This window comes from Devosia neptuniae, assembly GCF_025452235.1.
Taxonomy (GTDB): Bacteria; Pseudomonadota; Alphaproteobacteria; order Rhizobiales; family Devosiaceae; genus Devosia.
The window spans coordinates 3,955,421-3,981,369 of sequence record NZ_CP104965.1 but is presented as its reverse complement, the minus strand read 5'-3'; the positions used below and the strand labels follow the sequence as shown (position 1 = coordinate 3,981,369).

At 60.9% G+C, this 25,949-nt stretch carries 34 protein-coding genes and 1 tRNA gene; 24 read left to right on the top strand and 11 right to left on the bottom strand.

The annotated features are described in order from the left end of the window. The first annotated feature begins 1 nt into the window (after position 1). From N8A98_RS22360 to N8A98_RS22300, 13 genes are all read left to right on the top strand, one after another. Positions 2-358 carry a hypothetical protein gene (locus N8A98_RS22360; RefSeq protein WP_262168617.1) on the top strand — a complete coding sequence of 119 codons (357 nt, stop codon included), beginning with the start codon at positions 2-4 and terminating at the stop codon, positions 356-358. Next, positions 355-609, top strand: a complete 255-nt coding sequence (locus N8A98_RS22355; RefSeq protein ID WP_262168615.1) for a hypothetical protein — start codon at positions 355-357, stop codon at positions 607-609. The genes N8A98_RS22360 and N8A98_RS22355 overlap by 4 nt, the downstream gene beginning before the upstream one ends. 31 nt (positions 610-640) lie before the next feature. Next, positions 641-1,771, top strand: coding sequence for a hypothetical protein (locus N8A98_RS22350; protein WP_262168614.1), 1,131 nt, complete (start codon positions 641-643; stop codon positions 1,769-1,771). Positions 1,772-1,794: 23 nt separating this feature from the next. Beyond that, positions 1,795-2,811 carry a phage major capsid protein gene (locus N8A98_RS22345; RefSeq protein ID WP_262168612.1) on the top strand — a complete coding sequence of 339 codons (1,017 nt, stop codon included), beginning with the start codon at positions 1,795-1,797 and terminating at the stop codon, positions 2,809-2,811. Between the two features lie 12 nt (positions 2,812-2,823). Then, on the top strand, positions 2,824-3,336 hold the full coding sequence (locus N8A98_RS22340; RefSeq protein ID WP_262168610.1) for a hypothetical protein: 513 nt from the start codon (positions 2,824-2,826) through the stop codon (positions 3,334-3,336). 81 nt (positions 3,337-3,417) lie between these two features. Further along, the gene (locus N8A98_RS22335; RefSeq protein WP_262168609.1) at positions 3,418-4,347 is read left to right on the top strand and encodes a hypothetical protein; all 930 of its coding nucleotides are present in this window, start codon (positions 3,418-3,420) and stop codon (positions 4,345-4,347) included. Positions 4,348-4,350: 3 nt separating this feature from the next. Then, a complete protein-coding gene (locus tag N8A98_RS22330) occupies positions 4,351-4,809 on the top strand; it encodes a hypothetical protein (RefSeq protein ID WP_262168607.1) in 459 nt (152 codons plus the stop codon). Further along, positions 4,758-5,072, top strand: coding sequence for a hypothetical protein (locus N8A98_RS22325; RefSeq protein WP_262168605.1), 315 nt, complete (start codon positions 4,758-4,760; stop codon positions 5,070-5,072). Before N8A98_RS22330 ends, N8A98_RS22325 begins: the two co-directional genes overlap by 52 nt. Positions 5,073-5,125: 53 nt before the next feature. Continuing rightward, entirely contained in the window at positions 5,126-6,697 is a 1,572-nt protein-coding gene (locus tag N8A98_RS22320; protein WP_262168604.1) for a hypothetical protein, read from the top strand. Further along, a complete protein-coding gene (locus N8A98_RS22315) occupies positions 6,694-7,140 on the top strand; it encodes a GNAT family N-acetyltransferase (RefSeq protein ID WP_262168602.1) in 447 nt (148 codons plus the stop codon). The genes N8A98_RS22320 and N8A98_RS22315 overlap by 4 nt, the downstream gene beginning before the upstream one ends. Continuing rightward, positions 7,127-8,125 (top strand): tail fiber domain-containing protein, encoded by a 999-nt coding sequence (locus N8A98_RS22310; RefSeq protein WP_262168600.1) that lies wholly within the window; start codon positions 7,127-7,129, stop codon positions 8,123-8,125. The genes N8A98_RS22315 and N8A98_RS22310 overlap by 14 nt, the downstream gene beginning before the upstream one ends. After that, positions 8,125-9,294 (top strand): hypothetical protein, encoded by a 1,170-nt coding sequence (locus N8A98_RS22305; protein ID WP_262168598.1) that lies wholly within the window; start codon positions 8,125-8,127, stop codon positions 9,292-9,294. The genes N8A98_RS22310 and N8A98_RS22305 overlap by 1 nt, the downstream gene beginning before the upstream one ends. Further along, entirely contained in the window at positions 9,294-11,294 is a 2,001-nt protein-coding gene (locus tag N8A98_RS22300; protein ID WP_262168596.1) for a hypothetical protein, read from the top strand. The genes N8A98_RS22305 and N8A98_RS22300 overlap by 1 nt, the downstream gene beginning before the upstream one ends. Here the strand turns inward: N8A98_RS22300 and N8A98_RS22295 are convergent. Beyond that, positions 11,281-11,526 carry a hypothetical protein gene (locus tag N8A98_RS22295; protein WP_262168595.1) on the bottom strand — a complete coding sequence of 82 codons (246 nt, stop codon included), beginning with the start codon at positions 11,524-11,526 and terminating at the stop codon, positions 11,281-11,283. The two genes, N8A98_RS22300 and N8A98_RS22295, sit on opposite strands and share 14 nt — an antisense overlap. 9 nt (positions 11,527-11,535) lie before the next feature. Beyond that, the gene (locus N8A98_RS22290; protein WP_262168592.1) at positions 11,536-11,937 is read right to left on the bottom strand and encodes a hypothetical protein; all 402 of its coding nucleotides are present in this window, start codon (positions 11,935-11,937) and stop codon (positions 11,536-11,538) included. A gap of 83 nt (positions 11,938-12,020) precedes the next feature. Here N8A98_RS22290 and N8A98_RS22285 point away from each other — a divergent pair, with 83 nt between their 5' ends. The 5 genes from N8A98_RS22285 to N8A98_RS22265 are packed head-to-tail and all read left to right on the top strand — an operon-like array spanning position 12,021 to position 16,826. Beyond that, a complete protein-coding gene (locus N8A98_RS22285) occupies positions 12,021-12,971 on the top strand; it encodes a hypothetical protein (RefSeq protein WP_262168591.1) in 951 nt (316 codons plus the stop codon). 9 nt (positions 12,972-12,980) lie between these two features. Beyond that, positions 12,981-13,802, top strand: a complete 822-nt coding sequence (locus N8A98_RS22280) for a phage tail protein (protein ID WP_262168589.1) — start codon at positions 12,981-12,983, stop codon at positions 13,800-13,802. Between the two features lie 3 nt (positions 13,803-13,805). Next, on the top strand, positions 13,806-14,243 hold the full coding sequence (locus N8A98_RS22275) for a hypothetical protein (protein WP_262168588.1): 438 nt from the start codon (positions 13,806-13,808) through the stop codon (positions 14,241-14,243). A gap of 11 nt (positions 14,244-14,254) precedes the next feature. Next, positions 14,255-14,488 (top strand): hypothetical protein, encoded by a 234-nt coding sequence (locus N8A98_RS22270; protein ID WP_262168587.1) that lies wholly within the window; start codon positions 14,255-14,257, stop codon positions 14,486-14,488. 31 nt (positions 14,489-14,519) lie between these two features. Then, positions 14,520-16,826: a hypothetical protein gene (locus tag N8A98_RS22265; RefSeq protein ID WP_262168586.1), complete on the top strand. Its 2,307-nt coding sequence runs from the start codon at positions 14,520-14,522 to the stop codon at positions 16,824-16,826. Here N8A98_RS22265 and N8A98_RS22260 read toward each other — a convergent pair. Then, positions 16,823-17,047: a hypothetical protein gene (locus tag N8A98_RS22260; protein WP_262168584.1), complete on the bottom strand. Its 225-nt coding sequence runs from the start codon at positions 17,045-17,047 to the stop codon at positions 16,823-16,825. The genes N8A98_RS22265 and N8A98_RS22260 overlap by 4 nt on opposite strands. 315 nt (positions 17,048-17,362) lie before the next feature. Beyond that, positions 17,363-17,566, bottom strand: a complete 204-nt coding sequence (locus tag N8A98_RS22255; protein WP_262168582.1) for a hypothetical protein — start codon at positions 17,564-17,566, stop codon at positions 17,363-17,365. Positions 17,567-17,655: 89 nt separating this feature from the next. Between N8A98_RS22255 and N8A98_RS22250 the strand changes: the two genes are divergently transcribed. Genes N8A98_RS22250 through N8A98_RS22240 form a run of 3 tightly spaced genes read left to right on the top strand, consistent with a single transcriptional unit; the run spans position 17,656 to position 19,085 of the window. Continuing rightward, positions 17,656-18,264 carry a phage tail tip lysozyme gene (locus tag N8A98_RS22250; protein WP_262168580.1) on the top strand — a complete coding sequence of 203 codons (609 nt, stop codon included), beginning with the start codon at positions 17,656-17,658 and terminating at the stop codon, positions 18,262-18,264. Between the two features lie 2 nt (positions 18,265-18,266). Next, entirely contained in the window at positions 18,267-18,614 is a 348-nt protein-coding gene (locus N8A98_RS22245; RefSeq protein ID WP_262168578.1) for a hypothetical protein, read from the top strand. Between the two features lie 54 nt (positions 18,615-18,668). Next, positions 18,669-19,085, top strand: coding sequence for a hypothetical protein (locus tag N8A98_RS22240; protein ID WP_262168576.1), 417 nt, complete (start codon positions 18,669-18,671; stop codon positions 19,083-19,085). Between the two features lie 597 nt (positions 19,086-19,682). Here N8A98_RS22240 and N8A98_RS22235 read toward each other — a convergent pair. Further along, positions 19,683-19,967, bottom strand: a complete 285-nt coding sequence (locus tag N8A98_RS22235) for a hypothetical protein (protein WP_262168574.1) — start codon at positions 19,965-19,967, stop codon at positions 19,683-19,685. Between the two features lie 79 nt (positions 19,968-20,046). Between N8A98_RS22235 and N8A98_RS22230 the strand changes: the two genes are divergently transcribed. Next, positions 20,047-20,241 (top strand): hypothetical protein, encoded by a 195-nt coding sequence (locus tag N8A98_RS22230; protein WP_262168573.1) that lies wholly within the window; start codon positions 20,047-20,049, stop codon positions 20,239-20,241. Continuing rightward, a complete protein-coding gene (locus N8A98_RS22225; RefSeq protein WP_262168571.1) occupies positions 20,238-20,834 on the top strand; it encodes a hypothetical protein in 597 nt (198 codons plus the stop codon). The genes N8A98_RS22230 and N8A98_RS22225 overlap by 4 nt, the downstream gene beginning before the upstream one ends. On the opposite strand, the gene N8A98_RS22220 is transcribed toward N8A98_RS22225, so the two are convergent. The 5 genes from N8A98_RS22220 to N8A98_RS22205 all read right to left on the bottom strand — a co-directional run bounded on the left by N8A98_RS22220 (position 20,831) and on the right by N8A98_RS22205 (position 24,845). Next, positions 20,831-21,619, bottom strand: coding sequence for an SOS response-associated peptidase (locus N8A98_RS22220; protein ID WP_262168569.1), 789 nt, complete (start codon positions 21,617-21,619; stop codon positions 20,831-20,833). The genes N8A98_RS22225 and N8A98_RS22220 overlap by 4 nt on opposite strands. 107 nt (positions 21,620-21,726) lie before the next feature. Then, positions 21,727-22,152 (bottom strand): hypothetical protein, encoded by a 426-nt coding sequence (locus tag N8A98_RS22215; RefSeq protein WP_262168568.1) that lies wholly within the window; start codon positions 22,150-22,152, stop codon positions 21,727-21,729. 52 nt (positions 22,153-22,204) lie between these two features. Next, positions 22,205-22,735, bottom strand: a complete 531-nt coding sequence (locus tag N8A98_RS22210) for a type II toxin-antitoxin system HicB family antitoxin (RefSeq protein ID WP_262168566.1) — start codon at positions 22,733-22,735, stop codon at positions 22,205-22,207. Continuing rightward, entirely contained in the window at positions 22,732-22,983 is a 252-nt protein-coding gene (locus N8A98_RS23400; RefSeq protein ID WP_390888792.1) for a type II toxin-antitoxin system HicA family toxin, read from the bottom strand. The genes N8A98_RS22210 and N8A98_RS23400 overlap by 4 nt, the downstream gene beginning before the upstream one ends. A 1,418-nt stretch (positions 22,984-24,401) precedes the next feature. Next, positions 24,402-24,845 (bottom strand): thermonuclease family protein, encoded by a 444-nt coding sequence (locus N8A98_RS22205; RefSeq protein WP_262168565.1) that lies wholly within the window; start codon positions 24,843-24,845, stop codon positions 24,402-24,404. A 198-nt stretch (positions 24,846-25,043) separates the two neighbouring features. Here N8A98_RS22205 and N8A98_RS22200 point away from each other — a divergent pair, with 198 nt between their 5' ends. Next, positions 25,044-25,568, top strand: coding sequence for a hypothetical protein (locus N8A98_RS22200; protein ID WP_262168563.1), 525 nt, complete (start codon positions 25,044-25,046; stop codon positions 25,566-25,568). Between the two features lie 213 nt (positions 25,569-25,781). On the opposite strand, the gene N8A98_RS22195 is transcribed toward N8A98_RS22200, so the two are convergent. Then, a tRNA-Gln gene (locus tag N8A98_RS22195) sits at positions 25,782-25,855 on the bottom strand. Positions 25,856-25,949: the final 94 nt, after the last annotated feature.

Genomic DNA, 25,949 nt, shown 5'->3' with positions numbered 1-25,949 from the left:
CATGGCTCACCAGCGTTTTTGCAAGGTCTGCCGGGGCTGGCACGACCTCGACGAGCCATGGCCGCATAACTGCCTGCCAGAGGCTCCGCAGCGGTCGGATTTGCCATGTCCTTCGGTCATCGGGGACACGATGTCGGCGGTGCAATCGCAGCTCACCGGCAAGCTGTACGACAGCAAGAGCCAGCTGCGCGCCGAATACCGCCAGCATGGCGTTGTCGAGGTTGGCAACGATCCTGCGCGGCTTCGCCCCAAGCCCAAAGCCAAGACCGACCGCAAGGCTGTGAAAGACGCCGTGCACAAGGCCGAGGCTCGATTTAACCGCGGCGAGCGCACCAGCGACAGGATGAAGTTCAAATGAACCGTGACGTTGAATTCATCGTCTTCGCGGCGGCAGCGCTCTACTTCGCGGCCATCACGCTGGTGGCGCTGCTGATCCTTGGCGACCATGACACCCGGAGCCTTGCTCTGGTCGGCGCCTTCCTTGGCATGGCCTCGCAGTTTGTCGGATCGGAAGCCCGGCAGCACATCATCATCTATCGGGCATCTATCGCGCTCGCCTATGCGGCCATCGCCAGCACGGCCGCTGCCATCCTGACCTTCGCCTTCTAGACCACATCCTCTCAGACAGGACGCACCCCAAATGAACGAAGAGCTTGATACCGTTCCGGCTGATGCCGGCAACGAACAAATCGTGTCGCCTCCCAATCCGATTGAAGTCGACAATGTCGACCATGAGGCCGAGGCCGCAGCCGCCGAAAAGGCCAAGACGCCACCCGAACCCAAACCGGCGGAAAAGAAGCTGTCGACCCGCGAAGCGCTGGAAAAGGCCGCTGAGAAGGTCAAGGCCGATGACAAGGGCGATGAGGGCGACAAGGACAAAGCCAAGGCTAAGCCCGACGATCAGCCCAAGAAGACAGTTGAACCCGACAAGGCCAAGGAGCCGGTAAAGGCCGAGCAGCAGCCCGAAGACAAGGCAGCGCCGGTCGTTGATCCCAACAAGCCCCGCCAGCCGCATGATGATGCGCCGTCCCGGTTCTCGGCCGAAGCCAAGGCGGCATGGGCAGAGGCGCCCGAGCATGTTCGTGCCGAAACCCACCGTGCATTCCGCGAGCTGGAAACCGGCATTCAAGAGCACCAGCGGCGCTGGGAGCCGATCAAACCCTATGACGATCTGGCCCGGCAGCACGGCACCACGATTGACGCGGCGCTGGAGCGCTATGTGGCGTTCGACAAGCTGCTGAACGATGACTTCGTGAAGGGGCTGGAATCCATCTGCGCCGACAAGGGCATGAACCTGCGCGACGTGGTTGCCCAATTGGCCGGCCAGAAGCCCGATCAGGCGCAGTCGCAGACCGATACGACCATTCGAGAACTGCGCGCCAAGGTTGCGGAGCTGGAGCGCCACATTGGCGGCGTCAGCAAGACCATTCAGACGCAGCAGGCGGAGAGCATTGACGCTGAAGTCAGCGCCTTCGCTGCCGATCACCCCAATATCGATGCGCTCGCTAACCGGATCGTTGAGCATATCAACGCCGGCCTGAGCCTCGATCAGGCCTATGCCAAGGCCGAAGAAGACGCGCGCCAGGAAGCGGAGCGACTTGGGTTCATCCCCAAGCCCGCAGACCCGACGCCAGCTGCCCCAAGCGCTCAGACCGACAAGGGCATCAAATCCATCGCAGGCGCTCCCGGCTCGGGCTCATCCCCCGCTGCCCGCAAGCCCTCTTCCAATGTTCGTGACGCAGTCCGGCGTGCCATGGAAGCCGCCGGCTAGTCCATTCGCAAGGAGTGGCAATCATGCCGCTAACCCAAGTTGAGAAGAACCAGGAGATCATGTCTCTGGCGCTTGAGGACCGTTCCTCGGGCTACCAGGACCTGGTGTCCAACTCCAATGCGCTGCTCTCTGTCCTCAAGCGCAAAGGCCTGTGGAAGCCATTTTCCGGCCCGACGATCCGCGAACGCCTGCTGTATGGCAAGAGCGGCAACGTCATCTGGTACAATGGCTTCGACTTCCTGAAGAACTCGCCGGCCGAGCTCTTCAACGACGCCGAATACCGCCCCAAGATGGTGGCCGTAGGCGTTGCGTTGTCCAACGAAGAAATTCTGACCAACGATGGTCCGAACCAGCTTCTGGACATCATGGAAGCCCATATCGAGGCGGCCGAAAACGAGCTGCTGGACGAAGTGGACCTGTCGCTGCATGGCGATGGCACCCGCTATGGTGGCAAGGAACTCGGCGGCCTCCGTCTGGCCGTGCCCACCGTCGTCAATGCGGGCACCTATGGCGGCATCAGCCGTGCCGACAACCCGCAATGGCGCACGTCGGCCTTTGACGCCCAGACGGCGTTCCCGGAGCTAGGCACGCAGGTCACCGCCACCACCATCCGCCCGATGTACAATCGCATCGTGACGCAGCGTTCCCGTGGACGCCGTGGTCCCGATCTGATCCTGGCATCGCCGGAACACTACGCGGCCTATGACGCTGCCACGGTGGCAATCCAGCGCATCAACGACGAAAGCGGGCTGGGCAAGCTCGGCTTCACGTCGCTGAAATACTACGGCGGCGGCCGGCAGGCGGAAATCGTGCAGGATGGCGGTATCGGCTCGAATATGCCGGCCAATACCTCCTACCTGCTTGAGACCGCGTCCCTGCGCGTTCGCTACCACCCGGATCGCAACTTCGACAAGATCGGCCGCACGATGATGCCGATCAACCAGGACGCTGCGGTCCAGTACATCGGGTTCATGGGCGAACTGACCCAGGTCAACCCGCTGTTCCAGTCCAAGCTCTACGACAGCAACCCGGCGGCATAAGGAGGCAGCACCATGACTTTCACCGCTTCGACCCCCAATCTCGGCATGCCGCCGATTGACTCCCATCGTACTGCCGCGACGGCGGCCGGGCGCTCCACTCCGTGGAAGCTCGGTCACGTCATCGAGGCCGACGATCCGGACTATGGCATGGGCGAGTTTGTCTATCTCAAGGGCGTGGCATCGACCGCGCTGGGCTCTTGGGTGGTCTACAACCCCGACGATTGGTCGACCGTCCTTCTGGGGCCCGACATGATCGGTTCCGTGGCTGTTGCCATGGCCCCCACTGTCGCCAACGAATTCGGTTGGTACCAGATCAAGGGCAAGGCCATTGGCAAGGTTCTGGCCGGCTTCGTAGACAACGCCAATGTCTACGCCACGGCCACGGCCGGCAGCGTGGATGATGCCATTGTTGCCGGTGACCGCGTCAAGAACGCCAAGGGCGCTTCGGCGGTGGGTACGCCCGCTGCTGGCCTGGCCGAATTCGAGATCGACCGTCCCTTCGTGGATGACGCTCTGGCCGCTTAATCGCAGCAGCGAAACGACCAATGAGGGCGGGGCCAGTGGCTCCGCCTTTCTCGTTTACGCCCTCTCAGACAGGATTTGAAAATGCAGATCACCACGAAAGATGACGCGGCGACTGTTGTCACGTTCAAGACGCTTTCCGTCTTCAGCGACAGCAAGAGCACCAAGGCCGGTCGCCCGATTTACGATGACCATGAGGTCGTTGAAATCCGGCTTGCCGGCAACAAGCAGACCGTCGGCGCCTTCCCGGCCCATGAAATCTGCGGCTGGGTCGATGGTCCCGATGGCACGCGTCAGGCGCAGACCTATGCCATGAAATACAACGCCCAATACCTCGCCTATAAGAATGGCGATGGTCAGGTGCTGTTGGGGACGCCGCTTGAAGCGCTGTCCTTCCTGGCTCCCGGCAAGCGCCTCGAGCTGAAGGCCCTGAACATCTACACCGTGGAAGCGCTGGCCTCGCTCGACGGCAACAATCTCAAGCGCCTTGGTATGGGCGGTCGCGAGCTGAAGGATCAGGCCCAGGCCTATCTCGAGAATGCTTCCGAGCATCGTATCGAGGATCGCATGAGCGAGGTGGTCACGGCACAGGACGCCAAGATTGCCGAACTCATGGCCCAGATTGCCGAGTTGAAGGGCGATCCGCTCGACCACGACAAGAACGGCAAGAAGGGTGGCACGGCGCCTGCCAGTACCGCTAACGCAGCTGCGACCGTTGCCGAAGTGCTGGCGCTGGCCGAGACGGCCCATTTCAAGACGTTCCGGGCCGCCGCCGCCAAGCTGCTGGGCGACAAGACCCCGGCAACCAAAGACGAGATCATTGCTGCGCTCAAGGCGCAGGAAGCGCCGACCGATGACGAAGCCTCGCCCTTCGCTGATTTCGAAGATGACGACATCCGCAACTGGCTGAAGGACGCCGCGCCCGAACTGGAAACGGCCTCGTTCGACCGTGAGCAGCTTCTGGAAGCGGCGGACGAGGTCAATGCCGAGCTGGCCAAGACGAACGGGAACTAACCCATGACGGTCTTGAGCGCCATCCAGCGGGCATCCTCACGCATGGGGATTGCCCGGCCCGATCAGGTGTTCGGCGGCACGTCCCCGACCCAATTGCGGTTGCAGGACACCGTGAATGACGTTGCGGCCATGATTGCGTTCGATAGCGGGCGCGACTGGACGATGCTCAAGACCCTTGGCACCTTCGCGGGGGACGGCGCCACGCTCGGCTTTCCGTTCCCCGACGACTACAAGCGGATGCTGAAAAAGGCCAAGCTGTGGCCTTCGGCGTCTCCCAACTCGCCATTCACCTATTATCCAGACAGCGACACGTGGCTGGGCACGCAGGTGCAGAGCTTTCAGCCTGTCGTCGGCGCATGGACCATTCTAGGCGGGCTGGTGCAGATCCGTGTGGGGGGGCCACTTCGCCCATGGGCCTGGGGGACACGGCGCAGTTCTACTACCTCACCTCGAACATCGTGAAAGACAATGCGTTGGTGTTGAAGCCCGAATTCACGGCTGACACCGATACATTCCGGCTTGATGAGCGGCTGTTGCGGCTCGCCATGATCTACCGGTGGAAGCAAGACCACCAGATGGACTATGCCGAGGCGATGGCCGACTACCAGGACGCCTTGGCCACCACGGCCGGCGCCGACAAGGGCAGCAATATCCTCGTCGTCGGTGAGCAGCGGCTGCCCACGGGCATGGAATACGCCTTTCCCGGCACGGTGGTGCCCAACTGATGGCTTATAATCGCGGCCGCAGGGTTCCAGCGCAGCGCTTCAAAGCGCCTGCCATGAAGAGCAAGCCCTTTATCTCTCCGACGCGCGGCTGGGTCTCTGGCACCAATCTCGCTGCAGCGCCTGATGGCGCGGCGCGTGTGCTGGAAAACTGGTTCCCGACCACAACGGGCATCAGGATGCGCGGCGGCAGCCGCAAGCATGGCACCGGGGCAGGGCTGGGCGTCAGGTTCGAAAGCCTGATGAGCTATGTCAGCGGATCGATGAGCCGCATGTTCGGCGGCGTCGATGGCAAGATCATCAATATGACCTCGCCTGCCGACCCGGCCATTGTGCCGGCCGCCGACGTTTCGGGTCAGACCAGCAACTATTATTCCTCCGTCAACGTGGCGAACTCCGGCGGCAATTTCATGCTCGTCGCGAACGGCACGAACGCCATTCAGCGCTATGACGGCGCCGCCTGGTTGGCGATCACCACCGGCGCTAATCCGGCCACCCAGATCAGCGGCGTCAACACCAGCTCGATTTCGCAGCTCAGCACCTATCGCAACCGCGTCTGGATGGTTGAGGGCGGCACGATGAACGCCTGGTACCTTGGCATTGACGCCATTGGTGGTGTTGCAAATCGCCACACCCTTTCCGGCGTGTTCCGCAACGGCGGCTCGCTGCTGTTCATTGCGACCTGGTCAATGGATGCCGGCGACGGCCTTGACGACAAGATCGTGTTTGTCTCGACGCTAGGCGAGGTTGCGGTTTATCAGGGCGATCCGGCCGTGGCGGCGGAGTGGGGGCTTGTGGGCCGCTATGACGCCGCGCCGCCGCTTGGCAAAAAGGCATTCCTGCCGGTTGGTGGCGATCTGCTGATCCTGACAGAAATCGGCATCATCCCGCTGTCGGCTATCCAGACCAAAGACCCGGCGGCGCTAGCCTTGGCGGCAGTCAGCCGCAATATTCAGCCCGACTGGATCACTGAAGCGCGTGCCCGGCGCAGTGCGCCTTGGGAAATCGTCAAATGGACCAGCCGCGGCATTGCCTTTGTGAGTTGCCCGGTAACCGGTGCCGACAGCATCACGCCGGCCATCTGCTTTGCGGTCAATCTTGAAACCGGCGCCTGGGCGAAGGTCACGGGCTGGGATACGCAGTGCTTCGGCCTGCACGATGACAACGTGTTCTTTGGCACCAGCAACGGCAAGCTGATGCAGGCCGATATTGGCGGCTCCGACGACGGCGCGCTGATCTATCACACCTATGTCGGGCATGCCGATCACCTGGGCAGCATTGGCCAGCACAAGACGGTTATGCAGGGCCGCGCCATATTCCGCAGCCGGGCAGCCTTCACGCCCAAGCTGTGGGTTTCGACCGACTATGATCTGGAATACCCCGCCTATCCCAATGCTGCGCCTTCCGGCACGGATTCCCCGGCCATCTGGGACGTTGGCCTATGGGACGTGGCCAAGTGGGATATCGGGCTGAACCAGTTCACGGCGCAGACGCGCTGGGAAGATATCGGGCTTAGCGGCTTTACCCATGCGCCCATGCTGTTGGTGGTCAGCGGATCGCTGGTTTCGCCGGCCGCCGAACTCGTCATGTTCGAACTGACTTATGAGGTCGGAGGCCTGGTCGTTTGATCGATCTGCTCTATGGGCACAGCCAGACCGTGGCGGATTGGGTGGCCAGGCAAATTCCGGGCTGTGAACGGGGCTTCCTCAATCCGGTAGCCATAGGCGTTGTCGAGGGCGGCAAGCTGATTGGCGGCACGGTGTTCCACAATTGGGCGCCAGAGGCGGGCGTGATCGAGATGTCCAGTGCCGGCACCAGCCCGCGCTGGCTGCACCCGCGCATGCTGCGCGCCATCTTCGCCTATGCCTTCGATCAGATCGGCTGCCAGATGGTCGTAATGCGGGTTTCCGAGCGCAACGAACGCATGGTCCGCATTGCCGAGCGCTTCGGATTTGCTGGCGTCCTGATCCCCCGGCTGCGGGGCCGGGATGAAGCTGAATGGATTTTCTCGCTGACCGACGACCAATGGCGTCAGCACTCTTTTGCGAGGTCTACACATGGGCAAGCCTAAAGCTCCGGCCGCGCCGGACCCGATCAAGACGGCAGCGGCACAGTCGGCCTCCAACCGCGAAACTGCTATCACGCAGACCGGCCTCAACGCCATCAACCAATATGGCCCGACCGGTAGCGTCACCTATAAGCAGAACGGCACCTGGGCCGACGGTACGCCCCGCTTTGAACAAACCACGGCGCTGTCGCCAGAACAGCAGCAGCTCTACAATACGGGCGTTTCCACCAGCCAGAACCTTGCCGATGTGGCCAAGACCCAGTCGGGGCGCATCAACGACCTGCTGGGTCAGCCCTTCAGTCTCGACAATGCGGCCGTGGAAGGCCGGATCAATGAGCTGGCGAGCGCGCGCCTTGATCCGCAACTGGCCAAGCGCCGGGAACAGGCCGAGGCCAGCCTTGCGAGCCGGGGCATTAAGTTGGGCTCTGAAGCCTACGACACCGCCATCAAGCAGGTCATGGAGGGCGAGAACGACGCCCGCAACCAACTGCTGCTGACGGGCCGCAATCAGGCCGTGCAGGAGGCGCTATTGCAGCGCACCCAGCCCCTCAATGAAATTCTGGCGCTGGCCGGTGGCTCGCAGGTGCAAACGCCGCAGTTCGGAGCCACACCACAGTCGGGCGTTGCTGGCACTGACGTGGCTGGCCTCATCAATTCCGACTACCAGAACAAGCTCAATACCTACAACCAGCGGCAGAGTGCCACCATGGGCGGCCTGTTCAATCTGGGCAGTGCGGCGCTAGGCATGTTCTCGTTCTCCGATGCGCGCCTGAAGAAGAATATCAAGCCGACAGGCGAAAAAGTCGGAGGGGTCCGCGTGGTCGAATATGATCGCAAGGACACCGGCCGGCACGAAGTGGGCGTGCTTGCTCAGGAAGTCGAGAAGAAGCACCCGAAACTGGTCGAGATGGACCCCAGCGGCTACCGCAAGGTCAATTATCCCGGCCTTATGCGCCTCGGGACTTCAGCAATGCGGAGGGCTGCATAATGGCAACCTTGAACCCATTTCAGTGGGGCGAGGGCGGCGAAGCCCTGTCGCCAGAACAGGTCAAGCGCCGTCGCGCCGTAGCCGACGCCATCCGCATGAAGCAGGGGTTTGTGCCCGGCAATGGTCTTGACCTGCTGGGCGGCCTCGCGCGTGAGGTTGTGGCCAACCACAAGGGCAACCAGGCAGACGAGGCCGAGGCCGAAGGCGTGAAGGGTCGCAAGGCGATCATTTCGGCGCTGGCCGCCAATCCGAACGCCGGCATGGGTGAAATTGCTGGTGCGCTGGGCAATGAGTGGGTCGCCTCCGATCCGGGCTCGACGGCCATCGTCAACGCGCTGATGAGCCAGCGGCAGCAGGAAGCCGCATGGGCCAGGCAGGAAGCCCAGCAGCAGGCGCAATGGTCGCGCGAGGACGAGCGTTTCGGTATGCAGCGGGAATGGCAGGTTGCCGACCGCGAGGCGGAGACGGCGCAGGCCGCGGCTGACCGCAAAGCCAACTTCAAGCACGACTACGGTTTGATCGAGGCGAAGGCAGCAACCGACTCCGGCCAGCAGTACATCAATGTCGGCAATGGCATGGTGTTTGACACGGAAGCCAAGGACTTTGTCAGCCCCACCGGCGATGGTGCTTTGCCCGCCGTCGACTTTGGCGACACAACCGCAATTCGCAAGGAAATCCAGAGCCTGCCGTCATACAAGAACTACGCCCAGGCGCTGCCCATCTATAGCTCCATGGTCGATACGGCCGGCACGGACACCAAGGCATCGGACCTCAATCTTGTCTATGGCCTGGGCAAGATCATGGACCCCGGCAGCGTGGTGCGCGAAGGCGAAATGGTGATGGTGAGCAACACCTCGTCGCTTCCGGACTGGCTGCAGGGTTGGATTGCTTCGGTGAATGGCGGCGCGAAACTCACGCCCGAAACGCGCAAGGCCATCTTGGATGAAGCCTATAGCCGGATCAGCGGGTATGACGGCATGTTCAAGCAGGACATGCAGCAATATCAGGGCATTGCCGACCGGTACCGGATCAACCCTGACGACATCATTCCGCAATTTTCGCCCTACGAGCAGTGGTCTCCGCCAGACCTGGCCGATCCGGCGGTTGTGCCGGGGCAGTCCACCGTGGCGCCATCGGACATTGATGCTCTGCTGGAGAAGTATAACTGATGGCAACCCTTGAGCAGATTGCCGACGCGCTGCGCAAGGCAGATGCCGCGGGCAATGTCGATGATGCGCGGGCGCTGGCCGCTGCCTACAAGAGCATGGTGGCCCAAGCCCAGCCGCAGCAGCTGCCGCCCGATGCTGCCCCGCGCTATGACGGCACCGATGCCCGCAATGACTATCTGGACCTGCCGATCCCCGGCACCAAGCCGGCTCAGCCCGCGCCTGCGCGCTATCAGTCGCCCATTCCCGGCGCCGATGTCATCAATGCATTCGCCAATAACTTTGCCGAAAACATCCCCATTCTCGGCCCTCTGACCACCGCTGCGGCCGACCATGTCGGTTCCAATCTCGCATCGCAGTTTACCGGCAAACCGGCCGAGGTGCTTCGGAATGAAGCTGCGCGCGTCCGAGAGTTGGAGAACCAGAGCCAGCCGCAGGCCGCCGCCGCTGGCCAGATTGCCGGTGCAGTCGGTCCCCTTATGTCGGTTGGTACCACGGAGCTTGGTGGCCGTGCGCTCGGCATGGCCGGTCCACTTTGGCAGCGCCTTATGGCTGGTAGTCTTTCTGGCGGGGCTATTGCGGGCGGCGATAGTTTGGCGCGCGGAGAGAATTGGGACGAAGCGAAGTGGAAAGCGCTTTGGGGCGCTGGCATCGGCGCTGCAAGCCCGCTGGCCGAACGCGCTCTGGCGCCCATCGTCCGGGCACTGTTCGGTCAACGTATTGGCAAGCCGGCCGCGAATATCGCTCGCAATGTCGAGCGTGATCGGATCAATCCTGCTCAGATCCGCACATTGCTCGATGCGCTGGGGCCCGATGCGGTCCTGGCTGATCTTGGGCCCAATCTCACCCGTCAGGCAGCGGCAATTGCGTCGTTGCCGGGTGAGGGGCAGTCCATCATCCGCGATGCATTGGTGAAGCGCCAGCAGGGCACCAATATGCGCATCCGCTCGGACGTTGACGCGACCCTTGGGCCCGCGCCTGTCCCGTCGCGGGTGCAGGCCGAGATCAAAACTGGGCAGCAGGCCATGTCGCCCGAATATGAAGAGGTGTTCCGCAATGCCAGTGCGGTCAACACAAGGCCGCTGGCTGAGACATTCGACGATATGGCTCGGCGCTACGGTATTGGTGAACGCCGCCGCGTTATCGATCGCATTCGCGGTTTTCTCAACGAGACCGATGACAATGGCCGTGTCAGCCTGACCAGTGACCCGTCACGGGTCTTCGCCATGCGCGAAGAAATCGACGGCATGTTTCAGGGCGAAACCAACGACAAGGTCATTGCTGCGCTGACATCGGCCCGCCAGCAGGTGGATGACATTCTGGCCTCGGGCGTGCCCGGGCTAAAGCAGGTTGATGCTCGGTATGAAGACCTCGGCCGCCAGAATACCGCCGTAGGGCAGGGTAGTTCCGTGCTCGGCGTCGGCAAGGAAGCGCCGGTCCCCGCTGAAGTGGTCGACATGATGTCGCCAGCACCGGCCAGCGAGCTGTTCATTGGTCCGTCGGGTGTCCCATTCCGGGTGTCGCAAGGCGCTCGGGCGGAAATCGAACGGCTGATCGGGACCAAGGCCAACAACCTGACCTCGCTGAAGGACGCGATGAAGGGCGATGGTTCGTGGAACCGGGAGCGGCTGGCCACGGTGTTTGGACAGGAGAAGGCCGACGCGCTGCTGAATATTCTGGAGCGTGAAACCACCTATGCCGCGACGGCTCAGCCGGTGTTGCACAACTCCGAAACGGCAGCTCGTACCGCTGCACAGAGGGAAGTGGAGCCGATGCGTCTGGGCTCAACGCAGAGCCTTATTGGTGATGCTCTTTTGAAGCTGCCTCAGTCAGCGGCAAATGCTGCGGCTCGGGCCCGATCTGAAGCGGTCAACTCCCGCATGGCGGCGGCGCTCGCCGGGCAGCCAACTCAAGAATATGTGGATCGGATCATCGCGGCGCTGGTTGCAAATAGGGGCAAGGTCGGATCGTCGGCCGTGCCCCTGTTGGTCAATCAAAATTAAGCGACTTAAGCGAGAGCGTGATCAATGCGCCCGCTACAAAACCCATAACCACAAATAGCAAGGCGCTTATGGGGTCGCCGCCGTCTCTCGCGTAGGCGGTCCCAAACCAAGCCGCGACGACCAAGCCACCGATACCCATCCAACGGCACAAGCGCTTGTCGACGCGCTGCCCCCAGGAGCCATCTGGTTTTTGAAAGCGGTAGGCACCTGGGTCTTGGTCGATCTGTTTCATAAGGCGATCCTAGAACATCTTGCCTTTGTTGGCGATGACCTCGGCCACGCTCCAGGCGCCGTTCTGCGGGCCATTGACCATCTGCACAACCACGCTGACCTGCTGGGTGGGTGTGTAGTTGGAATTGGCCAGCCAGGTGTTGCCGATGCGATTGATCGAGGTGCCGGTATATGCCGTGCCCGACCCTGAAGCGCCGTCCAAAATACGGAAGTGCGAATATCCGCGCTGCGCGGTGATCTGCGCTGCCTTGAGAAGGGTATCGGAGCCAGCCGAGCCCGTGAACAATACACCCGATGCGTTGGTGTCCAGGCGGAAAGTATCGGGCGTAAGTGGAACGGTGTTTGTCGTCGTGCATGCGGCGACGAACGCAAGTAAAGGCAGCGCGAAAAGCGCGGAAACGATCTTATTCAATTGAAGTCCCCCAAGTATTTATTGGGGAAACGTATTCGCTATCAGCCCCGGTCACAAGCCGGGGCTTTTATTTGAGGTGAACAATGGCCGCAAACAATGCGGGTGACGCCTTCTTGTCATCGCTCATCGGCACCGAGAGCGGCGGCAACTGGGCGGCCAAAAACAGCGAAGTCGGCTCCGGCGGCAAAACGGGCCATTTCGGCAGGTTGCAGTTTGGGCAAGCCCGGCTTGAGGACGCCAAGAACGCTGGGATCATTCCGGCCAGCATGACGCCAAGCCAGTTCATGGCCGATCCAACCGCGCAGCAGGCGGTTGAGTCGTGGCACTTTGCGGACATTGACCGCCAGGCCGAAGCCATGGGGCTCAATGCTTATCTCGGCCAAAACATCGGCGGGGCGACCATCACCCCCGAGGCAATTCGGGCCATGGCGCATCTGGGCGGCATCGGTGGTGCGGCAAAGTTCCTCAAGACCGGCGGCAAGTACAATCCCTCCGATGCCTACGGCACCAGCCTATTGGACTATGCGGCTAAGCACGGGGCCACGGGCGCAGCTCCAATGAAGGCTGCAAAACCGGGGCTGCTGGGAGCGATCCAGACCGGCGCCGGCAACATCATGGCTGCGGCAGGAAACGCCGTCCAACAGGCCGTAAAGCCCATTGCTACAGTTGCGGACCGCACTGCTATCGCCAGGGCGCTGATGGCCAAGAACATCGGCGCGGCACCAACAATCATCGAAGGTTTCCAGCCGGGCGGCACGCAGGCTTACGCGGCCAGCGGGGCAGGGGCTACGCCTGTGACCTTAATGCGTTCACGTGGCAGTCCATCCCGCTCGTTCGATGCCGCCTATCACAGTGGCCAGAACATGGACGCGTACCGCGCCAACCGCCAGGCCATTGGCGGTCCGATCACAGCGCAGAGCATCGCCGCAGCGCTTGCCAGCGGCAAGACCCTGATGAGGCCCGCGCACGATCGCAACTCGAGCGGTGGCGGCAACAATTTCAACAGTGGCGCTAACAGCATTTTCAGCAACTAGGAGGCAAGTATGCCAAGAGACGGAAGCCTGGTTTATGCGCCGCCTCCGGGGACACGCGCGACCACTGAAACCACCATCGAAAGCGCAAAGTTCAATGCGTTCGTCGATGACCTGACGACCGATCTAAACACGGCCCGGCCGGTCAGTTCTGGCGGTACGGGCGGCACCAGCGAGCTTAGCGGCGCCACCGGACTCAAGGTCGTGTCGTATGGCGCTGCTCAGACATTGACGGCCGATCAGAAGCAGCAGGCACGCGCAAACATCGGTCTCGATTTCTTCGTTGGCGTTGCGTTCGACTTTGCGGGCGTTGCCCTTCCACCAAGCTGCATCTGGCCCAACGGCCAAAACCTCTCTCGCGCCACCTACCCGAAGCTCTTTGCGGCCTGGGGTACGACCTATGGCGCGGGCGATGGCGTCACGACCTTCGGCACGCCTGACCTGCGCGGGCGTGTGGTTGCAGGCCGAGACGATATGGGTGGCGGCGCAGCTGGACGCCTGACTGCCGGTTACGGGCTCAACGGCACGGTGATGGGTGCGGCCGGCGGTGTGCAGGGGGTAGCCCTGAGCATTGCCCATTTGCCGTCGCACAATCATACGGGCAACACCAGCAGCAACGGCGCGCACAACCATACGGGCTCTGGATGGACAGGCGAAACCACGCGCGCGAATGGTGCGAACAGTCCCACGCCGAGTTCCAATAGCGGCTTCACCACTTCGACCAACGGCGACCACTCGCACAGCTTCACCACGTCATCTGTGGGTAGCGGGGCCGAACACCTCAACGTGCAACCCACCCTCATTCTCAACAAAATCATCTTTGCCGGAGTGTGACCGATGTCCCTTGAAATTCCCTTCGCAACGGCCGCTGCGCTTGGCGGGCAAGCCGGTATCGCGGCGGCGGTGGCCACATTCAAGGCGGCGCTGACAGCCCACGCCAAGACGGTGGGCATTCCAAAGCCGGTTGCACATCCTCTTGTCGAAAGCATCGTCTACCAGCACGCCGGCGTCTTTGTGATCCTCGATCCCGAACCCGAGGACCCGCCGGCCGAGCTGACCCGGATTGCCAAAAACGCGATCTGGGAACGAGCCACCGACGACGAGGCCGAACAGATGGAAATGGTGCTGGCTGCCCAGCCCGTGCGAATTCGGCGCATCTATGAGGGTGCGACCCACATCGACCAGGCGCATGAGCTCTATGCGCTTCTGAACGCGGCGATGACGCAGCTATTCGGTGAGGACCGCGCTGCCGAACTGCTCGCGCCCACCGACTGAGGGCTTGGACCATGTTTGAAACCGGCGACGGCTGCACGGGCTTTCAGTGGGCGGAATGGCTCTTCTCCATCCGTGCCTGCTGCGACGTTCATGATTTTGGCGGCACTGACGGCACGTTGCTCGATTGCCTGCTCGCCAACACCCCCGAATGGACTTGGCCTCTGGTCGGTCTTTGCATCGTTCTGATGCTGCTGTTTCGGCCGCTCTATCGGCTGTTCCGCCCCAAGGGGCAGGCGCGTCGCTAGCGCCAACAATCCTCATTGCGGAGAGTAATTCATGCCGTGGCCCATCGTCACCGTCCCTCAGGGCGGCTTGCCTGTAACTGAAGCGACGAACGGCTTTGGCACGCCCGTCATCGAGGCCGAAAACGGCTTCGGAACGGCGGTTACTTTCGTGGAAACAGGCGGCTTGCCTGTCGTCGGGGGCGCATCTGGCGAATTGCGCTATATCGCGCCGACCGCCCAGGGAAGTGGCGACGGCACGTCCTGGGCCAATGCGGCGGCGCTGACCAGCATCAACACCATGATTGCTGAAGCCGGGCCAGGCGGCACGGTGGCCATCGCTTCCCATCTGGGGGACTATGCCCAGACCGCTCCTATAACCCTGTCAGCGGCCGGTGCTGCTGGAAACAGAGTGCTGATCACTGGCATGGACGGTGACGGCAATCCTGCGCAGGCCAAGATTGTTGGCAATCGTACGGCTTGGGTCGCCCCCGTGTCCGAACCAGTCGTGCCGCTCGATACATCGGGGTATGGCGGCAATACCTCGTTCAGCGCCGCCGCTGGCATCAGTTATCTCGATTTCAAGAACCTGCGTTTTGAGCGTCTTGGGCGCATTATCGATTGGTCGGGCATAGCAGCCACCGGGTTCCTTTTCGAGGATTGCGAGGGCTTCAACGTCCGCGACGGCTTTTACACCAGCATCACCAGTGCGGTGACCAATTTGACCCTGCGTCGGGTGACAGGGGAGGGCTTCTCCAAGAAGTTCGTGCGCTTCCACGGTGACTGCTCGGGTTGGACCATCGAAGATTTCAGTTTCGACAGCCGCTGGCAGGACAAGGACAATTTCGCCGTCGGCATCGAGTGCCAACACAACGCGCATGGCCTGATTGTTCGGCGCGGCTCCGCTGGCAACGCCCATTCCACCCTGACCACGTATTTCAATGGCGACGGCATGTCGTCGGAGCGCACGAATTACGACATCCTGGTGGAGGACGCGACTTTCTACGGTTGCACCGATGGCGGGCTGGACCTGAAGTCGGAGCGCACCATTGTTCGGCGCGTGACGGCCAACGGCAACAAGCGCAATTTCCGCGTCTGGGGCGGCGTGATCGACAACCAAAATTATGGCGGCCCGATCCTGCTCGAGGACTGTGTTTCCATTGCTCCGCATGGTCGCGGCGGTGGCTCGACGCACCATGCCTGGCTGAAGGGGAACGACCTTACCGCAAATGGCGGTAGCGTCAGTCTCTCAGGCTTCATCGCCAGCGGCGGGGATGTGGGGATCGCGGCCCTGGCGATTGAAGGCCAAAACGGGACGATGGCCTTCACCGCCCCCGACATCATACTGTCGGCGGGCTCCGTCATGCACAACACCCTTGAGGCCGGGTCGATCATCACCGGCATTTCGGGTGACCCCATGGCGCCAGCTCAATTTACGGCTGGTCAGTGGACGCTCGCCTCGAACAACATTTCGGGGCAGCTGGTGGCAAATGTCATCGAGCGCCCCGGCGATGGGGGATCGGTCATCACGTCCTTGCAGTATCGCATTGACGGCGGCGCGTGGGTGACCATGGCCGGCACTGGCACGGGACCGCGCGTTATTACCAGCCTGACCGATGGCGTCGAGTATGACGTTGAGCTGCGGGCCGGCAATGCCATCGGCTTTGGAGTAACCGGGGATCTGAAGTCGGCCACGCCGATCTATGTGGCTCCGGTGATTGTCAGGCTGGCATTCAACGGCTCGGCGCTGAACCCCGGCGACACGCCGGTTGATACCGCCGCAGGCGCTCCGGCAATGACCTTACAGGGCACGGCGGCCGTCGTCGCCGGCGGCATCCAGTTTGGTGGCCTTGCCAACCACATTGTGTTCCCGAACCGCGAGGGATTCACTTTCGACGGGCTGTTTACCGTCAAGATGAGGCTCACCAAGGCCAACTGGAACAGCTCGGCTGAGCAATTCCTGGTGGCGTTCTGGAACACAAGCGGCAACCAGCGGGCATGGATGATCAGCATCAACGCGGTCAATGCCATCGTGGGCCGCTTCTGCCCCGGCGCGGGCGGTTCGGCCAATATCGTCGACACGGTTGCCAATGGCTCGCTGCCGGCGCCCATAACCGCCGGAATGCACGAACTCATGATGGATCGAGGCGCGGACGGCTACACCCGCATCTACCTCGATGGTGTCATGGTCGGGAAGAGCGCTGCCCCGGTCGTCGGCACGAACGTCAACAATACCACCAACATCGTTCGGGTGTCCGGCTCCACCACGGGCAACGCCGATCCCGGCCCATCGATCCTGCATTTCCTCGAAGTCCGCAAGGGTGAAGCCCTTTGCGGGTCTGACGCGGGCTACACGCCCTAAACGCCATTCCGTTGGCCGTCGCTGGCAACATACAGCCTGACCATATTGGTCATGCCGCGTTCGTCCCAATAAACCCGTGCCACGAGGTTCCGTGAGGGGCCGCCTCGAATAACTTTCAAACCAAGGGCGTCTGCTACAGCTTGTTCAGGGCTGGCCGCCGATATCGTATGCTCCGGTGTGATCACGATGGAGCGGCAGTCGATCACGCGATACTCGCGCATGCTCACCTCATCCGGGGTGGCACCCATTCAGGTGCTTTGACGGCCTTCTTGATCCGGTCGAAGGCCTTGGGCATTCCTCGCTCCAGATAAAGCGACCCTGGCAGTAGGGACTCGTTCTGCCAGGGTCAGCCCAGACGTTAGGCGTTGCAGGTGCACAAACCCGCGACCAACAACGCCGTTACGGACATTTCGTTCAATTTGCCACGAAGGGTGGTGCAGATTGGGAGGGCGACCGAAGTGCGGCGGTTCAACCACCCTCCCAAAGGGCGCTCGGCCCCGGCAGACAATGCCGCTGCAGCAGTTCAGTTGCGAGGATTAACGCTGGGCAGTTGAGAGCGCCGTAAGGCTCGGCGCCGGCGGCTTGACGGCAACGGTCGGGAGCTTGTTGGCGGCGGCAACTGCATCATCCTTCCAGCCGAACGGCCCATCCATGAAACCGTGTTCGTCATAGACCCCATAGCTTCCGTCGTCGCGTTGGCGAACCTCCCAACCATTGATCCGCACAACAGTCTTTTCCATCGGTTCCTCAATTTTGGGCCGGGTTGAGAAGACTCCCTAAATTCCGATCCTTCCGGAATATTCCAACCCTACATCATAGGAGAGCCAGCATGGCCAAACCCAACGCGGAATCGACGTTCCGTGCGAAAGCGCCTGGCGTCATGGCGCAACTCATTCGCGATTTCCCCATCACCCCAGAAGACGCCGCGGCGATCCTGGGCAATCTCGGCCATGAGAGCGCCGGGCTGACCACATTGCAGGAAATCAAGCCAACAGTGGCAGGCTCTCGTGGCGGCTATGGCTGGGCTCAGTGGACCGGTCCGCGTCGTCGCGCCTATGAGGCCTATTGCAAACGCACCAGCAAGAACCCCGCCAGCGACGACGCTAACTACTCGTACCTGTTCGTCGAGCTCAAGGGCATCGAGGGCAGCGAGAAAGCCGCTATCGGCAAGCTCACCAGAGCCGCAGGTCTCGATGCCAAGGTGGAAGCCTTCGAAAGGGCATTCCTGCGTGCGGGCGTGAAGCACTATCCCAGCCGCAAGCAATGGGCCGCGATTGCCATCGACGCCTGGCGGAAGCAGGCCGGCGGCGTTCCTATTCCCAAGCCCACACCGGTCCCACCGAAAGAGGCAGCCGAAAAGGCAGGCCCGCCTTGGGCAATTATCATCGGTTTCGTCATCCTGGCCGCCGCACTGGTGGCCTTTTTTGTGAGGTTTTGAGCATGTTCACGAATGTCATCCTGGGCTGGTTTGCCCGTCGCGCGCTGGAAATTGGCGGCCTGATCGGCGCTGCCCTCACCGCATGGAATGGCCTGCCGCCAGTCACGCAGGACGCCATCCTGCTGGTGCTGGGTCGCAATTGGGAAGGCATCACCCTTGGGGCTTTGGTCCCGATTGCCTTCAGCCTGTGGGGCTACGTCTGGTCCTACATGTCGACGGTGAAGCCGCAGGTTGTCACAGCCGACAAAGAGCAAATCCCATTGACCCGAACCGGCGCTGCCGAAGCAGAAGCCGTCGCCAAGCTCGCGCCCCGGCCGCGCACGCTCTGGGAGCGGCTGACGCAGCGTTGATAATGGCGGGCGGCTAGTCCGCCCGCTTCTTTTCTACCCGGGGGCTCGACTGCATTGACGACAGAAACAGGTGACGAAATGCACATCCAAAGGCCAGTCTGGAAAAACGAGCTCAACATCACGACTGTGATTGCCCTCGTCCTGTTCGTGGCGACGGTCGGTGGCTGGTTTTACACCAATGGGCAGACCAACCAGAAATACGACAGCTGGATCGCCAATCACGAGGAACTGCACCGGGATCGGATGGCCGTTCTTACCGGGCAGGAGGCCCGTACCGATCAGCGCCTAACGGCTCTTGAGGCGGCAGCACGGAAGCTCGAAAACATCGAGTACCGCATGACAGTGCAGGAGCAGGGCTCGGCCAATCTGGCAAAGTCGGTGGAAGAGCTGAAGAACACCGTCAACAGCCTGGGTACCGATATCCGAGTCATTCGTGAGATCGTGGAGCGCAGCGCCGGGCCGCCGAGATAACAGCTCGCTCATATTTTTCTTAGCAGATCATGCGCGGTCCGCAGGGACTGGCGGACGCTGGCAATTTCCCGACGTATCTCGATGCGTCTGTCATGGAGCATAGCGGCGTGATTGCGCGCATCTTCTCGGGTGGACGCTGCTTTCAGCAAGGCTTCGTCCGCAGCTTGCCGTACCGCTCGCAATTTCTCGTCGACGTTATCTGGCAAACTGATCCCCCACCCAGCGCGGACTAGCTTGTTCGATAGAACGCCTGACAGGTGGGGGGAGGGGCCGAAATAACGTAAGTTAGTCCGGGACCGCACGGAAGCAAGTCGCCAAGTTGGCGATTTGAGCCAGTCGGAGGGTCAGTGAGGGAGGTCGGGGTGACGCCACACTTTACCCCCGAGCCCACGTTGCCGCCTGGACTTAACAATGGCGTTGGCCAGGCCCTCAATCACGGTCATAGCTCAGAGGCCACCGGACCGTCACTCCCCCGTTTTAAGGGGGTTGACGGGCAAGCGCAAAGATCGGGAGGGCAGAGTTTTGGGGGCTCGTGGCCCTCCCTAAGTCCCCAGGTGACCCAGCGGACCTAGCCCCAGCATACGCCGCAGAAGTCCGCTATTCCATCTCCGGCACATCGCCATGCTGGAACAGCACCACGGGCTCGCCAAACTCGCCGTTGACCAGGTCGGCCGACCGCGACCAGGTGATGACGCCGGCATAAGTGCCCAGCGCCGCCATGCGCCTGGCATCCATCTTGGCCTTATCTTCGGATTGCACCTCGCGGGGCTCAAAGGCCGGCCGCAGCTCGCCTTCTTCGTCCCGGATGAAGGCCATGAGCACCACCAGCTTGGTGGGTTTGGTGACCGGCGCTTGCCCGGTGGACTGCTGCTGTTTCCACATGTGATCGGCTCCCCTCTGGACTCCTGCTGTTCCTGCAAATTAGAACATATAGAGAACATATGGCAACGGGGAGTTTCCGATGCGGACCTATATGACCATGCTGGGCAAGCGCGACCCCAACAATCTTGAACTGACTAAGGAGGAAGCGGCCGATCTGATGGCGGCCGGCTTCCGCTTTGCCGAATATAGCGAGGAAGGCGGTAAGTTCCGGCTATCTGCACCTTACCGGATCGCGCAAAACCTTGATCGCGGCACGCTGACCATAATGCAATGAACACGCCCAACCCGGCCAGTTTCGAGCCGCGCACCATGACGCTCGAGACCTATCGAGCCAATGAGTTCGGCGTGGAGTGCCGACGCTGTCGGCGCAACGCGACGGTGGACCGCTATGCCATGCTCAGGCGCTTCGGCCCGGTGACCTTGGACGAATGCGCCCGGCATATTGCCGCCGCCAAAGGCTGCGCCCTGGCCGCTACCTATGGCGCGGCCAAGTGCTCTGTGCAGGTGGTGGAAGTGCCGGTCTGGTTCTGGGCGAAACTAATGCACGCCAGGCTTGGTAGCTGGCGGGCATTCCTTAGCTGCCGCCGCCGTTTCGCTGGACTGAAATCAGTGGACTCGTGCCCGGAGGTGGTCGAGCTCGACGTGCTTAGCCTCATCGCTGCGCTGGGTGATGATTTTCCGCTGGAGAGGCTGCCCCATCGAGCGAAGTGCCCCTATTGCGGCACCAGTCACGTCGATATTAATTGGCACGTCCCCGAAGGGCCGCCAGCGCCCGCAACAAGCAATCCGCTGTCAGCGCCCGTGCTGCAACTGCGCCCTGGCCGCGCCGCCCTGGGGCGGCAGCGGTTCAACGTGATCGAGAGCTAGAACAGGTCAGGTTCAGCCGGCAGTTCCGGCGCCAAGTCATCATTGTCAGGTGGCGGGTCTTCCTTGAAGCCGCGAGAGATGATGCGCAGCGAGCCAACAGGCAATGGCCGTTGCAGCTTTTTGGCTTCCGACCACGGCGCCGTCATCCATATTTCCACCTCTTCCGGAGTCGTCAGGATCACCGGCATAGCCTTGGGGTGGATGGCGGCAACCTCTGCGTTCGGCTCGGTGGTCAGGAAGGCGAATAGATCGGTGGTGACCCGGCCTTCCTTGATCTTGCGCACGCTGGTCCATTGCGGCGCCCAAATGCCGGCGAAGAAGGCCAACGGTCTTGAGTCATCGAAGGCGAACCAGATATCGCCGCCGGCCTCCCGATTGAACTCGCTGAATGAGGTGAAGGGCACTACACAGCGGAACTGTGGACTGAGCCAGCGCTGCCAGTGCTGGCTATCGGTGTTGCGGACGTTGGTCACCCCGCTGTCCGGCTCGTTTTCCAACAGATCCTTGAACTCTTCCGGCGTCAGCTGACGGCCCATTTTCTTCTGCACCTTTTCGGCGCGGCGCTTCGCCGCCTCGAATATGGCGCGCGAGGATGATGGCAGGCCCCAGCGGATACGTGTCAGCTCGCGCTCATCGAAGAAGTTGCGCACGATTGGCGCCAGGTAGTCGGGAAAGATGGAGGTCTGGGGTGCGAAGTTGCCCACGGTCGATAGCTCTATTCGCAGCGCCCGCACATAGCCCCGAATGGCCTCTACATTGGTGGTGACGGAATAGAGGTTGCACATTGAGGTTCAAAGCGCCTGCCAATCAGGCGAGCACCATAGGCAAAGAACCAGCACAAAGAAAAGCCCGCCCGTTAGGGCGGGCCGAACCGACAATCTTGAAAAGAGCTCTAGCCTTCCGCCACTTCATCTGCTTCTAGGAAGTCGAAGGCACTGACCAACTCATCAATGGTTTTCACATCTACATCCCTTGGCGCCGTAGGCAGGTCAGGCATACGAGTTTTCATTTGTGCGTTGGCCACGCTAAAGAGACTGACGAAATGAAACCAGGCCGACGCGGCGACTGTGGTTTTAGTGCGCTCCGTAACCTCGTCCAGATCTGATCCGGACGCGTTATAAAGCACGTTGTACATTGCGACGTAGTAGCTTTCGGACAAATCCGGATCTCCCATGCGCTGGCACTTGCAAAGCACTTGCGAGAAATACACTCCGGCCTCGTGCCCCTCTTCCGCTCGGCTGACCGCAAGGTAGAAGGACAGCTTTTTCTTTTCAGTTTCTTCGGGCGGAAACTGGATACACTCGAACCGAGACAGCATTATGCCTCGAATTTCGGTGGTGTAGAATTCCGGCTGGGGCCGCCGTGCCGCCCTAGCCATCTAGGTGTGCCCAGACAGAACCGCGAGACGCTGCCAACTTAATGACATCAGCCGCATTTTGCGTCCTTGGCAGTGGTCGCCGATGCCTCAAAGTGGTTTCAGTGCGGACCATTGTAGTGGTCCCGGATGCTAGGCGCAGAAGTTCCATGTCCTGTCTGGCATCCCTGAATACAGTATCAAAACGCGAGCCTAGATGGTCGCATTCCAACTTTTCCGTCACTGCCTCGATAAGACAGGTGTTGAGATTGCAGCCGCGCTCAGCCGCAGCAACTGCCGCCCGCCGGTGCAGATCTTCGCCGACCCGCACATTGAACGATCCACTGAACGATTTCGTTGGCACCTTCCCAAGGGCTTTGCAGTCCTGAAGGTAGTCTTCGATTAGTTCTTCGAGCGCCGGTGCGATTTCATCCACGCTTTTGCACTGAGTGACGAGCAAATCCTCAATGTGGAGTACGCGCACAAACAGAACGCCGTCTTCGTACTCCACGGCTGCCTGAAACCCCTTGTACGATACCGTTTTCATATCAATCCTCTGTCCGAAAGCTGGTCTCGGATTTGTTTCACCAGGTAAGGAAGTATTTCATTCCCTGGGTGCGGCTCGTGGAACCGAAAGATGTGTTGAGTGACGGGGTGCACAAACTTTCGTTTGCTACCTCCACTTGTGGAGGTCTCGGAATATCCCAGTCCGTTGAGGATGCGAACGAGGTCAGCATATGGGAATGGGCCACGACACTCCTTGAACGCTGCAAGTAATCTCTCCGTCTTTCCCACGGGCCTAGTACTCCAACGCTACGGCCGCAGGAAAGTTCGCGCAACTAAATTTTAGTTGCAAGCGGCATGTAATGGCCCGAGGTGTTAAACGCAAATTAAATTTCCGTATGCCTGGTTTGCATTGGATAACGATCATCTCCATAAATGCGCAATTCTCAGAATGACGTGACCCATTGTCAGTCACCTGTGAATCGCGAGCATAAGCGCGCCAATGGCATTGCCGCAATCCGTCTCCGGGTGTTCGATCGTTGGGACAGGAGGGCAAAATGATACTCTCATGGGCGGCGAGAGGTGCCGCCAGCGCTGAGCGTGGGCGCCGGTTAATGGAGCTGCGCGGCGTTACGCCGAACGGGCACCCTTTTTGGAACTTTGTAGAGGTGGGCGACCTAGTCGAAACTCGGCCATCTTATCCCGCATTTGTTGCTCTACATTCCAGACGAACAACGCCGGCGTCGCGGTCGAAAGCGAGCCGGATGGGTGTGGCGGGGCCCCGAAGCAAAACATGGGACACAAATGAAGTTTTGCGACTTCGGAAGGTCTATCCCAACGGCACCCGCGACGAAATTTTAGCGGCGTTCCCCGGCCGTTCGTACTTAGCGGTCGCAAGGGCCGCAAACGCGCGCAAAATATACCGAGCGAAGAAACCACCCGTGCCCACAGGAAACCGCATGCTTGATCAGATATTGGTCCGTGCGAGGCAGTTGGGTTACACGCTGAAAGACTTGGACGCCATGGTCCGGAGCAAAAACTACTTTGGCGGACAAAGGTGGAAAGTGAGGCTAAACGAGGCCATTCACTGCCTTGCTGTGAGGGCATTGGGCGGGGTCGTGAGAGCTGCGTTCAATTGACCGGCAAGGGGGCCAGCACCAGCGAGGAAGTAGCTTTCGCCCCGCAGGCGAAGTTGCTTGAACTATCAGCCACGCGGGTTTGGTACTGGTCGGCAGAGGCTGACCGATGGCTGCGAAAGTACTACCCGGACATCGCAAAGCTCCAGAAGCTTTTGCAGGGCCGAAGCAGAGAAGCCATCAAGCGCCGGGCCAGCCTCCTTGGCATCAGCAGACAGACTAGGCGTTGGACAAAAGAAAGGCAGGAGCTACTAAGCAGGGTCGCTGGGCATATCTCCGACACGGAGGCCGCCCGCATGATCGGCGGGTCTTCTGATTCAGTCGCCGTTCAACGAAGGAAAATGGGGCTACCTCGCAAACCGGCGGAGCCCCTGCCGCACGCCAGGGTGCAACTTGTTCAAGATATCTTAGAAGAGTTTAGGCAGCGACCGGTTAGCATGAGAGCGCTTGCGCGAGAGCTTGGTTGCTGGCCACTTAAACCCGGTGAGGACCGGACATTCTCTCGCGTTTCGGCAGTCAAGTTTGTTCAGGCGCTCGGGGGCGAGCTCTATGCTGAGTGGGATGACTAACCGTTCAGCTGCACCACCATTCATCGCCGTTAGGCCAACTTCTGGCCAAGCCTTCAGCAATAAGAATATCGCCCACGTCTACGCCGTTGATCCTGATAGTCGCGAGCCGGCGGCGGCTGCTAGTCCCATCAGTGCCAAAGCGTTCTAGGGTCCATTGATTGGCGTTGAGAAGTTCCAGAAGCCTTGCGCTCGCTCGGTGGGCCAGCTCAATTTCAGCTTGGCCACCGCACACCTGAGTTTGCGGTTCCGGAGTGTCGAAGTTCTTCAGTCGGATATTTTCGCCTTGCAGCCAAAGCGTGTCCCCGTCGACCACGCAATGCTTGTTTGGAGTGTTGGGGCGGTTGCCGCACATTGCGAGGGGTGTCTGACCCCATGCAGGGAAGGAAAAGAGCATCCCGGCGACCAGCGCGCCTATCGAAACTGGCCGCATCAAACCCAACATTTTCATACCTGTTGCCCAAAAAACCGCCTCCGAAGGAGTGCGCGGCCGCCCTCGGTAACACATTGGAATATCAGGAGAAAGCCAATATTTGTAGGACAGGAAGGGAACAAATTGTGAACGTAGGGGCGAATTTCTCTTCACATCTGTTCAAAAGCCCCGTCTTGGCGAGACTCTGGGTGGGCCGGTTCTGTAAATATAGGCGATATGAACACTCTGATTAGTTGCCTTCCTGACTACTCCAAGTTCACGCCCGAAGACCTCGCGATTGGCGTGGCGCAAAAGCAAAAGGCCCGGCCGGGAGTGCAATCCCGCCGAGCCAAGACCAAAACCCATTCCCCTGCAAAAGGACAAAAGGCGATGATGTCTGAATGTAGCTCTGGCTCGCCCGGAAATCCACCCGCACAGCCAGGGAAATTGTCAGAGGGCATGTCGAGCTCCAACGTGAATGATCCCATCCTTGTGGCCATCCGGAAATTCCGCGATAGCTCAGCGGCGTTCGAAGCAATGACATCGCCTGATACAACGGCGGAGATAGACGCCCAGGTCGAGCAGACATACGGCCCGCACGAAGCCATCTTGGTGGAGTGGACCAAGCCCGCCCAGACCCACCAAGGGGCAGTTGAGGCCCTTCGCTTGGCCGTAGAGCAAAACTCTCCCTACAACGGCTCCGTTATCGCTGATCGGATGGTAGTGGCGGCGCTCGCCTACCTGGACACCGTCGCCGCATAGAACCGCAATCCCGTGAAGTCCAATATGAGCCCCGGTCGAAAGGCCGGGGCTTTTCGCATCTGCCATGTGCCACATCATGTGACGTGGATTCGCCGGGCGTGCAGGGAACCCCCTGGAAATCCCCGGAAATGCCCGGCACACAGTCGGCACACGAACAACGCTTCCAAGTCAGGCGGAGTGTCTGTAAGTTATTGATTTTGCTCGAAAAGTTTTTGGCTGGGGAACCTGGATTCGAACCAAGATTGACGGAGTCAGAGTCCGCTGTTCTACCGTTGAACTATTCCCCAGCATAAGCCGGAAGGCCGGTAAGCGCGGGCGGTGGGCGAACCATCTCGTCGGCGCGGGGTCTGCATAGACAATGGTGGCAAAGATTGCAAGCGC